Below are 13,350 nucleotides of genomic sequence, written 5' to 3' on the forward strand. Positions count from 1 at the left end.
CAGTGCCTCGCGCGCCAAACGAACGGGCGACTTCGTCATCCGACGCGTCGTTGCCTCGCGCATCGCTGTCCCTCCCTGGACCAGCCAACAACCAAAACAACCGACCAAACATAGCCCATCCAATCAGTTTTCAACAGAGCAGAGCGACTGAATAAGGACCTAGAGACGATAGTCATGCTAAAGCCTGTCCGTTGAAGGCCAAATACGATGCGTCGGGTCAAGCGAGCCATGGGCTGTTACTCTGATGCGGCGCGGTCGGTTCGGAGAAGAGTGCCAGAGGCAGAGGTGTTTCGTGACGATATGGGTAGTAGGATGCGATACCTTGATGATTATGTTCTTGGCATCGGCTTGAAAGGTATTTTCTATGATCAAATTCAAAGTCCAAGGTCCGTATGAGGTCGAACCGATTCACGCACCGGGAGGAAAGCTGATCGAAAAGAGTGCTGTCGAGAAGTTTTGGTCCGACGCTGATAAATCTGAGCTTGCTGAATACGTCGGTTGCTACGTATTCGGATTTCGCTCGAGCCGAGGGATCGTTCCTGCTTACGTAGGTCAAGCGAAGACTGGCTTTAGGAACGAGTGCTTTGACCACCACAAACTCACGCACTATAACACCGCCCTGGTTAAACGTAAGTCGGGGACGCCCGTGATGTTCTTCGTATGCAAGGCCGAAGGGTCAACGCACGAGTTCGAGGCTTGTATTGATCGCGTTGAGTATCTTTTGATTCAATTTGCTCTTACGCGAAACAACGACCTGACGAATGTGCATATCGCGGACTGGTGCATCCAAGGCGTGTACCGGAATTCTATTGGACATAAGTCCGAGAGCGCGGCCTTGTTTTGCAAAATGATGGGAATGGGTATCGAAGGGTCTCATCACGAGGATGAGGAGGATGAAGAAGTCGAGCCCGCTCCCTTGGCAAGTGACGCTCCGGCGCTCTCCGCGAAGGATCTTGGCGAACTGGGTGACCAACTGAAAGAATAAACACATGTATCCCCGACCATCGTCGTCGCATTACCCAAATCGTGATGCGCTCGATGAGCGATGGAATGCATTTCGAGTGAGATAAGGGACGGCGTCCTAAGTCGGTTCGACTAAGGCCACCTACCCAACATCCCCCAACTCCAGCACCTGTCCGTAGCGCACCAGCACCATGCGTCGCAGGCGCTCGTGTTCCGGCTTGGCCAGGCCGGGGTCTCCTTCGACCAGTTGTTGCGCATCGCGGCGGGCTTCTTCCAGTACCGCTGCGTCGGCCACTGGATCGGCGATGCGCAACGGCGGCAGTCCATGTTGGCGCGTTCCCAGCAGGTCGCCCGGGCCGCGCAGCGCGAAATCGATCTCGGCCAGCTCGAAACCGTCGGTCGAATTAACGAACGCCTCCAGCCGCTGCTGCGAGTCGGGCGAGGCTGGCTCGGCGAAGACGCAGCAATAGCCAGGGTGGGCCCCGCGGCTAATCCGCCCCCGCAGCTGATGCAATTGGGCCAACCCGAATCGTTGACCGCTTTCGATGGCCAGCAGCGTGGCATTGGGCACGTCGACGCCCACCTCGACCACTGTGGTCGAAACCAGCACCTGCGTTTGGCCACTGCGAAACGAATCCATCACGGCGTCTTTCTCGGCGGCGTTCATACGGCCGTGGACCAGCCCCAGACGAAAGGCTTCGAGCGGTCCATTGGCGAGCGACTCGTAGGCCTGCGCGAGGCTGGTCGCGTCGACCTCGCTCGAAGTCTCGACCAGCGGCACGACCACGTAACCCTGCCGCCCTTCGCGCAGCTTACGGCAGTAGAAGTCCCACCATTTGTCGCGCTGCTCAGGCGTCGCCAGATACGTTCGCACCGCTTGCCGGCCTGGCGGCATGTCGCGCAGTGTCGAAACATCCAAATCGCCGAATAGCGTCATGGCCACGGTGCGCGGAATCGGAGTGGCCGTCATGACCAGGTAGTGCGGATCGAGCCCGGCTTGTTTCAGGCTGGCCCGCTGTCGGACGCCGAACTTGTGCTGTTCGTCGATGACGACCAGCCCGAGCTTGGCAAACTCGACATCCTCCTGCACGATGGCCTGGGTGCCGATCACCAGATCGAGTTCGCCGGCCGCGATCTTGGCCAGCGTCTCGCGGCGCGCGGACGTGGTGAGCGATCCGGTCAAAAGTCCCCATCGTACGCGGCTGGCGGTGAGGAACCCTTCGATTGTGGCGGCATGTTGTCGCGCCAGAATCTCTGTGGGTGCCATCAGCGCCGTTTGTTGACCGTGGGCGATCGCCAACAGGATCGCATACACAGCGACCACGGTCTTGCCACTTCCTACGTCCCCCTGCACCAGCCGATTCATCGGATGGGGCCGCGCCATGTCGGCCACGACGTCGGCGATCATCTGATTCTGGCCTGCGGTCAGCTCGAAGGGAAAAAGCCGGCGAATCCGCGCGTCGATCTTGGCTGTTGCTTCCAGCGGCGGAGACTGTCGCAGATCACGCTGCGCATGACGCTTAATGGCCAGTGCCAATTGCATGACCAGCAACTCTTGATAAACGAAGCGGCGCCGCGCGCGTTGCAAGTCGTCGCGGCTGGCCGGCTGATGAATATGCTCGACGGCTTCGCGGATGGGGGCCAGATCGTGTGCGGCCAGGTACTCAGCCGGAAACACCTCGTCCAATTGCTCGGCCAGCGACTCGACCACGGCGCTCACGATGCGGCGCATCTGACCCTGCCGGATTCCCTCCGTCAGCGGATAGACTGGCAGCAATTTGCCGCGCGGATCGGTGTCGTCTCCCTCCAGGTATTTCAGGTCGGGATGGACCATCTCCCAAATGCCGCCACGTGAGCGCACCTTGCCGGCTAGCAATAGTTCCTGCCCGACGGGCAGCCGGCGCGCCATAAATGGCTGATTGAACCAAACCGCGCGGACGTTTCCTCCCTGGCAGCGGATCAAGGCGCCGAGCACGGTCCCTCCCGACGAGGTATTGCGTTGATCCAGCTCGACGACCGTTCCGTGCAGACGTACCAGCGACTCGTCGCGCAAGTCGGCGATATTGGTCAGCTCTGTCAGATCCTGGTAGTCGCGCGGGAAGAAGAAGATCACATCGCGCGCAGTCTCCAGCTCTAGCTTGCTTAGCAGTTCGGCCCGTTGCGGCCCCACGCCTTTGAGGAACTGGACCGGCGTCAGAAACGCTTCGGCGGACGTCTTGGGCGAAGTGCTGGACATGGCCCCATTCTACCGAGGAACGTGTCGGCACCTAGGCAGCGCCGGACGCGACGCGGCTGGCTAGCGCAGACGCTGGTATGCTGCCACGGCCAACTCGTCGCAGCGGTCGTTTTCGGGATGGCCACTATGGCCGGCGACCCGCGTGTATTTCAGTTGGTGCTTGGCGATCAATTCGTCGAGCTTGCGCCACAGGTCTTCGTTCTTCACCTCGGCCCATCGCTTCCCCTCGCGGCGCCGCCAGCCGTTGGCTTTCCACTTGGGCATCCATTCAGTCAGCCCCTTGCCCACGTATACGCTGTCGGTCAGAAGTTCGACGGTCGAGGGGCGAGTGAGTGCTTCGAGTCCGCGCACGACGGCCGTCAGCTCCATGCGATTGTTTGTCGTGTCGGCTTCGGCGCCAGATTGCTCGACCTCTTTGCCAGAGGAGGGATGCCGCAAGATGAAGGCCCAGCCGCCCGGGCCAGGATTTCCGCTGCAGCCTCCATCTGTGAACAGTTGCACTTCGGTTTCAAACGTCGATGCGGTCTTTGCCATGATCAGAGCGACAGCGTGGGGATGCGCGTATGTGTCGGAATGCTTGGGCTACGATGCCGAGTGTCCTAATTGACTCGATCGCGCTGCGCCACACAAGCCACCTTGTGCGATCGTGTGCAGATGTTCGCGCGAATCGGCGCGGAGAAGCCGCGCGATAACGAATGCTTAGGGACGCGCGGCGCTTGAACCGGCCGGAACTGGCCGATCGTATTCCTGTCGCGCTGGGTCGTCCACGGCTGGCATCGTCGTGGGCAGGGCCGTCGCGAACTGCACCTGGTCCGGCAGGCCCCACGGCAACCGCACCATGAACTCGCTTCCTTTGCCTAACTCGCTCTTCAAAGTGATTTCGCCGCCTAGCAGTTTGCAAAGCTCCTTGACGATCGATAGCCCGAGCCCGGTGCCGGAGAACTCGCGTGTCATGGCATCGCCACCGGTCATGACGGAATGCCCCTGCCGGAATTTTTCGAAAATCGTGATCTGATCTTCTTCGGCGATGCCCACGCCCGTGTCGGTGACGACCAGCAGCAGGTCGCCCCCCGCGTCGCGGCGGGCCGAGACGACGATACGCCCCCCCTCGGGCGTGAATTTTATGCCGTTGGAGAGCAAATTGTTCAGGATCTGCTGCACCTTGCTCTGATCTTGATGCAATTCAGGCAGGTTTGGCGCCACGTCAACGTCGAGATCGATATTCTTGCGCTCGGTCAGAGGGCGCGCCATGTCGCACTGCGAGATGACCACATGCTCGATCGGGAAATCGGTCAGCCGAACTTCCATCTTGCCGCTCTCGATTTTGGCAAGGTCGAGAATGTCGTTGATCATGTCCAACAGCATCTTGCCGGACTTTTGGATGTTCTGCACGTAGCGCTTCTGCCGATCGTCGAGCGAATCGATCGAACCCAATACGTCGCTGAAGCCAATGATGCTATTGAGCGGAGTGCGCAGTTCGTGACTCATTGTGGCCAGGAAGTCGCTCTTCAGCCGATTCATCTCGAAGAGCCGCATGTTCATCTGGGCAAGCTCGTCGACTTTGACGTCCAGGTCGAGGTTCAGATGGCGCAATTCTTCCTGGGCCGACATCAGGTGGCGAAGCATGCGATTGAACGCGACACCCAATTCTTCGAACTCGTCGGCCGTGTGGATATCGGCCCGCTGCTCGACATTGCCACGGCTAACCGCATCGCTGACGTCGCGCAGGTGCTTGAGCGGCTTGACGATCACGTACCGCACGATGACGTACGAGGCCACCATTGCCAGGAACACGGTGATAAAGGCCGTGCCCAACAAAACGGCGCGGTTCTTGGCCAGGTCGATCCGCGTGGGATTATTGGGAATGTCGACACGGGCCACCGAGATCAAATCGCCGGGTTCGGGGGGCCGGCCATACGAAACTCCCAAGCTCCCTAAGCTGGCGACGGCCGTGGTGGGGTCGTTGCCTGCGCCGGTCGACGCAGGCCGGTGGCAGACGATCGTGCACGAGTCTTGCACGCGTATGGGCTGATAGTATAGATACTCAGAGCCATCCTTCGAGAACCGGTGGTCGTACTCGGGCTCGTTTTTCTCCGTCGGCTGTTTACGGAAGCGCTCGATCAGACGCCGCTCGAAACTATCGACCGGCTGTTCGATCGAAGGGGCCGATGTCTCGCCGATAAAGCGGACCGGAACGTCTTTTTGTTCCAGGTCGGCACTGAAGAGCGGAATGATGGCCTTGAACTCTTTGTTCGTTTCCAGCTTTTCCCAATGAGTGCGGGTCAGAGCCGTGTCGACCAGCAAACGCCCGCGGTCGGGGTTTTGTTTGTAGACGAGCGCCTCGGTCTGCCGGCCGTACCACCAAAAGCTGCCGGTGATCAACAGCAGCAAGCACGCGCCGAAAAGAAAGCGGCATTTCCGCTCGAGACTCGTCTCGCCCAGCACGTGTTTGAATGACCGATACGACATTCTGTCAGGCAGTCCATTCGTTCGGGGTGAACGGTCTCTCGACGCGGGCGACTCCGGTTCGCCCCGGCATTGTAACGTCTGCCGCGCGAAAGACGGGACGCGGATTCGTACCTGTATTGTAAATCCAGGCGATTTGCGGGGCCAAGGTCAATCGCCGCGGCTTTAATTTGGACGTCATGGCTCCGTTTACAGCATATCCAGTGGATCGACGTCGGCGATCCACTGCGTGTCGTCGGGCGGTGTCAGCGTTTGTTGCACCTGTCGCACGGCAGCACGCAGGGCCGCGCCGTCGGCCCCCTGCAACTGTAATTGAAAGCGGTACTTACCGCGAAGTTTGGCGATCGGCGCGGGCGCCGGACCTAGGATCCTCACCGCGGGATTCGAAGGCTCTAAGAGCGATTTGCAATGCGTGGCCAGTGCCTCGGCAAATTCCTTGGTCAGCCGCTCGCTGGTCCCGCGAATGACAAGCCGGATCATGTCGGCAAACGGTGGGTAGCCGAGCAAACGCCGTAGCGGCAGCTCGCGCTCGGCAAACGAGGAGTAATCGTGACGCACGGCCGCCTGAATCGCGGGATGATCGGGGCTGAACGTCTGCACCAACACGCGCCCCCCACGCGGACCGCGCCCTGTCCGTCCGGCAACCTGGACCAGTAATTGAAACGTGCGCTCGGCGGCGCGAAAATCGGGCAAGTGCAGTGCCGTATCCGCGTTGACGACTCCCACCAGCGTGACATCGGGGAAATCCAATCCCTTGGCAATCATTTGCGTCCCAAGCAGGATGCGGACCTCGCCCTTGCGAAATGCGGCCAGCGCACGCTCGTGGCTACCGCGGGCTTGCATAGTGTCGGTATCCATCCGCAGCGACGGCACGTCGGCAAAACGGGCCCGCACTTCTGCCTCGAGCTTTTGCGTCCCCAATCCCCGGTACCGGATGCCGGGAGAACTACACTGCGGGCAGACGTGTGGCGCCGCAATCTCGTAGTCGCAGTAATGACAAAGCGCGACCTCGCGCTGCCAGTGATGTGTCAGCGCAATGTCGCAGTGAGGACAGCGGACCACCTCGCCACAGGCCGGGCATTGCAAGTGCGTCGAGTAGCCACGCCGGTTCAAAAGCAATATCACCTGCCCTCCGTCGGCAAGCGCCTTTTGCATGGCCAGCCGCAACGGGCGGCTCAGGGCGCTCGCGCCCGGGCCACGCTCGAACTCATTCCGCAAGTCGATCGTGCGCACGTCGGGCAACGGCCGATCCAGCACCCGGCGGGGCATGTCGAGCATCTGATAAACGCCCTCCTGCGCGCGGTGCCAACTCTCGAGCGACGGCGTGGCCGAACCCAACACCAGCGGCACTCCCTCGCTTCGTGCGCGCTCCAAGGCCACGTCGCGCGCGTGGTAGCGCGGCGCGCTATCCTGCTTGAACGACGCCTCGTGCTCTTCATCCAGCACGATCAATCCTAAACGAGGAACCGGCGCGAAAACGGCGCTGCGGGCACCGACGACAACGGGCACTTCGTCGCGGGCGATACGCTCCCAGTGCCAGCTGCGCTCGGCGTCGGTCATATGGCTGTGCAGTACGGCAACCTGGCCAAACCGCGCCCGGAAACGTTGCTCGGTCTGCGGCGTCAGGCTGATCTCGGGGACCAGTACGATGGCTTGCCGCCCGTAGGAGACAACTTCTTGAATCGCGCGGATGTAGACTTCGGTCTTGCCGCTACCAGTGATGCCGTGCAGCACGATCGTTTGCTGCCGCCCCGATTCAAGCGCGCTTTGGATCGCGGCCAGGGCGCGCAGTTGATCCTCGTTCATCTCGTGATTTTCTTCACGCGCCGCCACGGGCTTGGCAAAAGCATCTTGCCGGACCCGGGCGACGTCGGACCGGATCAGTCCCTTGTGACGTAACGCCGTGATCGGCGCCGGCGTGCAGGGGACCGTGGCCATCAACTCGCCGGGCAACACCGGCTTGCCGAGCTCCGCCAACTTGCGCAAAACCAGGGCCTGTTTGGCGGGCAACTTCAACTCGTCGATGCGTGCCGCGACGTCGGCGTCGACCGATAGAAACGTCGCCTGGCGCGTCCCGGCATGGTGCCGCACTGCGGCTGGCAGCATCGTATCGAGGGCTTGTGTCCAGGTGCACAAATAGCGATCGGCGATCCATTGGCTCAGTCGAAACGTCGCCGGGCTGAGCAAGCATTGCTCGTCGACGACGTCCGCCACTTCTTTGAGCCTTCGTGAGGCGGCTTGCGTCGACAGTCCGACGCAATAACCAATACGCGTGCGGTCGCCGTGCCCCAGCGGCACCGTCACTCGGCTGCCGATTTGCACGCGGGGCCGCAGCCTGTCGGGCACGCTATAGTCGAGAGGCTCTGTCGGACCCACAGGAAGCAATACGGCCGCCACCAGCACTTCGGCCGTGTCGTCGGCTTCCCAGGGGGCCGGTTCCTCGCCGAAAAGTTGCTGCTGGTGGCCGATATTCACGTCGCTATTACCGAGGGCGTCGACTAAGGGGACCCGTGGCCGACGGCCAATGAGTCGGTTACGATATTGCGAACACGGATCGATCGATGGTCGCGGTAAGCGCGCACGAATCGCACCGGCCCGCAATTCAATATGGGCCTCGGGCGTCGGTCCTGCAACGGCTGCGAGGATCGCACTTCATGCGGTTAGGCTTGTTTGGTGGAACATTCGACCCGGTGCATTATGGGCATTTGCTGTTGGCGGAATGTTGCCGCGAGCAGTGCCAGCTGGACGAGGTGTGGTTTCTACCCGCTGCGACCCCGCCCCACAAGCAATCGCGCCCCTTGACGCCCGCTGCACAGCGCATCGAAATGTTGCAGCTAGCGGTCGGCGGGCACCGGCCGTTTCAGGTATGCGCCTTGGAGATCGAGCGCGGCGGCGTCAGCTACACGGTCGACACGCTGGCGGAACTGGCACAGCAAGAACCGGGACGCGAGCTGTTTTTTCTGCTGGGGGCCGATTCGCTGGATGATCTGCCCCACTGGCGCGAGCCGGCCAGGCTTTGCCAAATGGCGGTGCCGGTTGCGGTCTGCCGGCCTGGCGCCCCGCAGCCAAACTACGACGTGCTGGCTCCCTTGGTGCCGCCAGAGCGCTTGGCCGAGATTCGCCGGCATCTTGTCAACATGCCCCAGATCGGCCTCAGTAGCCGCGAGATTCGCAGCCGCATCGCAGCAGGGGAAAGCATTCGCTTCCGTACGCCGCGCGCAGTCGAGAAATACATCCAGAGCCACGAACTCTACCGGCAGGTCGACGAAATCGCGGGCGATCGGCCGGGCAAATCGTCAGGCGAAGACTGCTAGCCCTGCCGCTGCCGAAGATATAGAACGCCGTCGGCAACGGAGCGCGATCAAGCCGCCTGGCGACCTGCTAAAAAACTACGCAGGCGAGGATCCAGTTCGACGGGGCGTGGTGAAGTATCTCGCTGAGAAACTTCCCGAGCTAGTACTTCGGCGACGACCCGCAGCTGTTCGCCCGGGCCGCTTCCCAAGTCGAGAAACAACCACTTCTCGCCCTTGATCTCACAGCCGCCGCCGCCCCCATCGAGCCAATCTTGCCGCAGGTGGTAACCCAACTGCTGGACTGCCTGCAGCGCCTGTTCCAAAAGATCGACTGTGTGCATCCTAGCTTCTCCAAGCCGCCCGGAATTCCTTTCGGCGGTAACCCTCGTAGCGGGCGGATTATAGCGGCTTGCGTTTCAGTTGCCCAGCTGAGTGCGACGATACGAACCAAGTGGCTAACTCTCAACCGTTCAATGGGTTAGTTAGCTCGGCCGGCGCAAGACAGTGAGTTCGGCGAAATCGCAAAAGGTGTTCCGCTCGCGCGGCACAGTAGCGCCTCAGAGAATGGCGCAAGTTCGGTCAACTTTGCGGGAGCGAAAGTTAACTATGGGCGACGAGAATCAGGCGACTCTCGAAGAGCAAGTGGCGATCCTCAAAGAACGCCTGGCTCAGGCCCAAAAGCTCACTGCGCTCGGCGAGTTGGCGAGCACTACGACGCACGAATTCAACAACGTGCTGACCACGATCATTAACTACGCCAAGCTAGGCATGCGCCACTCGGACCAGCCGACGCGCGAGAAGGCCTTCGAAAAGATTCTCGCTGCCGGCTTGCGGGCGGCGCGGATCACCAGCACGATTCTCGGCTTCGCGCGCAATCGCACCAACAACCTCGAACCGACGAACATGTTCAAGCTCGTCGACGACACGCTGCTATTGTTGGAACGAGAGTTGAACAAGTACCGCGTGACCGTCGAGAGATACCTCGACGATGTGCCACCCACGCTGGCCAACCCAAATCAGATTCAACAGGTCCTGTTGAATTTGCTGATCAATGCCCGCCAGGCGATGCCGCAAGGGGGGCGCGTGGTGATCAAGCTGTCGTTGGACGCTGACAATGATATGGTCGACCTGATCGTGCGCGACAATGGCTGCGGCATGTCGCCCGATGTGATGCGGCGGATTTTCGATCCCTTCTACACGACCAAGAAGGGGCCCGACGCCAGCGGCAAGGGTGGCACCGGCCTGGGGCTATCGATGTGCCGCGAAATTCTCGAAGCCCATCACGGTCGCATTCGCGTCGACAGCACGCCGGGCAAGGGAACAGCGTTCACTCTCAAGCTGCCCATCGCCCACGAAACACCAGTCGTTGCACACGACGCGACGACGACTTCTGACATGACAGGTCCGCTGTCTTCGGCCACGCTGTCGTCGGCGTCTCTGACGTCCGTACCTCCTGCGCCCGCCAGCTAATTAGGCGGAGGCGTAGCACACTCGGCGGGAGACAGCCCAGGTGGGGCGCCCATGCGGGCCAGCAGATCCGCGATCATCCGCTGTTCGAGCGCCGTGTCGCGACCGATCGGAATCCAACCCAACGTGAAGGGCTGCGGCCCAATCGGTCCGTGGGCGCGTCCATAGGTCGGAAAGCTGTCGAGCGTCGTGGTCGGCCCTTGCGTTTGATCGTTGTAACGATCCAGCGAGTCGTCATTGCGGAAGGTGGCGTTGCCAGCGCTCGAATGGTCCGGTCTCCGCAAGTCTTCCAGTTGCTTGTAAACCGCGATCTCGACCAAATAGCCATTTTCGGCGGGAACAACCTGAATCAGCGCCTGACGGCGAATAGTTTGGAACGTCGATTCCAAACGCTCGTAGTAATTGACCGTGTCACGTCGCCACGGTTCGAGCAACGTGGCTCCCAACTCGGGAACCGTGTCGATGCGCCCCAGTGTCGGCATGTTGTTCACCAGGCGAACGCGATCTTCGCTCTGGATCTCGAAGTAGTTGTCAACGACCGCCACCAGCTGATCCCAAAAAACGTCGCGATCGATCGGCGGCGCTAAGACCGGGTTGTCGTACGTGACCATCGGCGGCTTCGTCGTGGCGCAGCCAGGCAGCGCATACAGCAGCAACACCAGGATGAGGCTAGCAAAGTAGCGCATAGCTATTCACAAGGGGCACGGCGGCCGCGGCGCGCGGCACAACCCACAGATCATTTGTCGGACAGACAGCAGAAATGAGCGCAGAAAACCCGGAAGAGGCTGCGTAGTCTGGCGAAATCACCGCTGGCACGCAAGATCATCCAGTTTGGGCGGCGCGCGATGGGAAACCAGCGGCGGCAGGTCTGGATAAATTGGGAAGGATTGGAGGGTGCTGCTGGCACGTAGTCTATAGCGTCGGCGCGACGTTAACGCAGCAATTCGATCGTGAACGTCGTGCCCTGTCCGACCATGCTGTCGATGTGGATCCGGCCGCCATGATCGTTGATGGTACCGTGTACCAGGCTCAGGCCCAGCCCCATACCTCCCGAGGTTCGCCGCGTGGTGAAGAAGGGATCGAACATATGCACCTGCACCTCGGGCGAAATGCCTAAGCCGGTATCTTTTACACTTACCAGGCAAGCGTCGTCCGTCATCGTCGTCGAGATTGTCACGGACACAGCCTCCGGTCGAGACTCGATCGCGTTGCGCAAAATACTCGTCATGGTCTGCTCGATGGCCATGGGGTTCATCCGGACCGGTTCTACTCTTGCGTCGAGTTCGACCTGAAGCGTGGCATTGCGACGCATCGCATACGCCAAGACGCGCTCGACGGAACGACGCACTACCTCGTTAAGGTTGTGCGCTCCTTTGTCGGTCGGCTCGTGGCGGGCGAAGCTCAGTACGTTTTTGACGATACGGCCGCAACGCTCCGCATCGTCCTTAATGGCCGTCAGGCAGCTGACAAGTTTCTGGTCGTCGCCCCCTTCCCAGGCAGCCAATCCCATTTCGGCCGCCAACAATATCGTGCCGACCGGATTATTGATTTCGTGCGCGATGCCGGCCGCCAACGTGCCAAGCGAGGCCATTCGTTCCGCCGAGCGGAGCGTTTGTTGCGACGCCTCGAGCGCCCGGGTCCGCGAGCGCACCAACTCTTCCAAGTGTGCCCGATGTCGCTCGAGTTCTTGCTTGACACGTCGGCTGGTCGTGATGTCTTCGATCTGGGCGAGGCCGTGAACGCGCCGTCCGGCGCTGTCGTTTACCGCGGTTGAGGTGACGCGTGCCCAGACCACGCGGCCATCTTTGGCCAGGTAACGCTTTTCCGCAACGTGTATTTGCGTTCCGTCTCCTGATAATTCCCCCAGCCGTGCGGCGGTGGCTGCTTTGTCGCCAGGGTGCGTTATTTGCAAAACAGGCAAGCCGGTTAATTCTTCCTGCGTGTAGCCCAACATGCGACAAAAGGACTGGTTTACTTTCAACAAAGTATGATCCAAACCGATCATGATCATGCCGATCGGCGCCGCATCGAAAGACGAACGAAAACGCTCCTCGCTCTCGCTCAAACCTGACTGCGCGAGTTTGCGTTCAGTGATATCGCGGTTGATCACCAGCACCGTCTCGACAGTCCCTTGGGTGTCGAACTCGGGAGTGATTCGCGATTCGAAAGAACGTGGACCCGAGAGACTCGGTAGCGCGAATTCGAGCAAGGCCGGCAGGGCGCTTTCGAACACCTGCGTGAGCGAATCCTCCCACAGGCGGACAAGCTCTTCAGACAAACCCATTTCGCGAATCGTTCGGCCAAGGTATGCCTCGACCTTCAATCCGGTAATCTGTTCGATCTGGCGATTTACGAATAAATGCTGCAACTGGCGATTGAAACGCCCGATGACGTCCGGAACATTGTCGGTCAGCGAGCGCAGTTCTTGGTCGCGCCGCCGCAATTCGTACTCGAAGTGCCGTTGCTGAGTGCTGTCGCTGGACATGCCGAGCACCTCGACAATACGTCCGGCGTCGTCGAGCAATGGAATATAGTTGGCAACGTAATGAAACACGCCGAGTGGACCGCTAAAGGCGCACTCGGCCGTCTGGGGCAAGCCGGTTTCGATCGCGCGACGCAGGTGTGGCAGGTAAACATCGGTGACCTGGGCCGGCAATAACTCTTCGTCGCGGCGCCCGATGATGTGCTCGGACGTGCGACCCAGGAATTTCATTAGCGCCTTGTTCACGAAGCGGAACCGCTGGTCGCCATCGTAGATGGCGCAGGGGGCAGGCACATTATCGAACACGAGCCAGAATCGATCGCGGACTTCGCGTATTCCTTCAGGAGCGTGCGCTTCGTCGGTTCGGGTGTTTTGCCCGCCAGGCACTGTTCGTTGGGACATCGGATTCCTCGTTCACCGTGAATTCCGTCAAGGCAGCGAAG

The 13,350-nt window shown here is 60.6% G+C and carries 10 protein-coding genes; 3 read left to right on the plus strand and 7 right to left on the minus strand.

The annotated features are described in order from the left end of the window. Positions 1-364 precede the first annotated feature (364 nt). Positions 365-985, plus strand: coding sequence for a hypothetical protein (locus VGG64_18780; protein HEY1601653.1), 621 nt, complete (start codon positions 365-367; stop codon positions 983-985). A gap of 120 nt (positions 986-1,105) precedes the next feature. On the opposite strand, the gene recG is transcribed toward VGG64_18780, so the two are convergent. From recG to priA, 4 genes are all read right to left on the minus strand, one after another. Continuing rightward, positions 1,106-3,199, minus strand: coding sequence for an ATP-dependent DNA helicase RecG (recG, locus tag VGG64_18785; GenBank protein ID HEY1601654.1), 2,094 nt, complete (start codon positions 3,197-3,199; stop codon positions 1,106-1,108). A gap of 60 nt (positions 3,200-3,259) precedes the next feature. Further along, on the minus strand, positions 3,260-3,733 hold the full coding sequence (gene rnhA / locus VGG64_18790) for a ribonuclease HI (protein ID HEY1601655.1): 474 nt from the start codon (positions 3,731-3,733) through the stop codon (positions 3,260-3,262). Between the two features lie 165 nt (positions 3,734-3,898). Continuing rightward, entirely contained in the window at positions 3,899-5,668 is a 1,770-nt protein-coding gene (locus VGG64_18795; GenBank protein HEY1601656.1) for an ATP-binding protein, read from the minus strand. A 186-nt stretch (positions 5,669-5,854) separates the two neighbouring features. Continuing rightward, a complete protein-coding gene (priA, locus tag VGG64_18800; protein HEY1601657.1) occupies positions 5,855-8,140 on the minus strand; it encodes a primosomal protein N' in 2,286 nt (761 codons plus the stop codon). Positions 8,141-8,319: 179 nt separating this feature from the next. Here priA and nadD point away from each other — a divergent pair, with 179 nt between their 5' ends. Next, positions 8,320-8,979 (plus strand): nicotinate-nucleotide adenylyltransferase, encoded by a 660-nt coding sequence (gene nadD / locus VGG64_18805; protein HEY1601658.1) that lies wholly within the window; start codon positions 8,320-8,322, stop codon positions 8,977-8,979. 47 nt (positions 8,980-9,026) lie between these two features. On the opposite strand, the gene VGG64_18810 is transcribed toward nadD, so the two are convergent. Beyond that, the gene (locus tag VGG64_18810; GenBank protein ID HEY1601659.1) at positions 9,027-9,299 is read right to left on the minus strand and encodes a hypothetical protein; all 273 of its coding nucleotides are present in this window, start codon (positions 9,297-9,299) and stop codon (positions 9,027-9,029) included. Between the two features lie 265 nt (positions 9,300-9,564). On the opposite strand from VGG64_18810, the gene VGG64_18815 reads away from it, so the two are divergent. After that, complete coding sequence (locus tag VGG64_18815; GenBank protein ID HEY1601660.1) at positions 9,565-10,428, plus strand: ATP-binding protein; 864 nt, start codon at positions 9,565-9,567, stop codon at positions 10,426-10,428. Here the strand turns inward: VGG64_18815 and VGG64_18820 are convergent. Next, positions 10,425-11,111: a hypothetical protein gene (locus VGG64_18820; protein ID HEY1601661.1), complete on the minus strand. Its 687-nt coding sequence runs from the start codon at positions 11,109-11,111 to the stop codon at positions 10,425-10,427. The two genes, VGG64_18815 and VGG64_18820, sit on opposite strands and share 4 nt — an antisense overlap. 245 nt (positions 11,112-11,356) lie before the next feature. Beyond that, positions 11,357-13,309, minus strand: a complete 1,953-nt coding sequence (locus VGG64_18825) for a PAS domain S-box protein (protein HEY1601662.1) — start codon at positions 13,307-13,309, stop codon at positions 11,357-11,359. Positions 13,310-13,350: the final 41 nt, after the last annotated feature.

It is taken from the genome of Pirellulales bacterium, from assembly GCA_036490175.1.
GTDB lineage: Bacteria > Planctomycetota > Planctomycetia > Pirellulales > JACPPG01 > JACPPG01.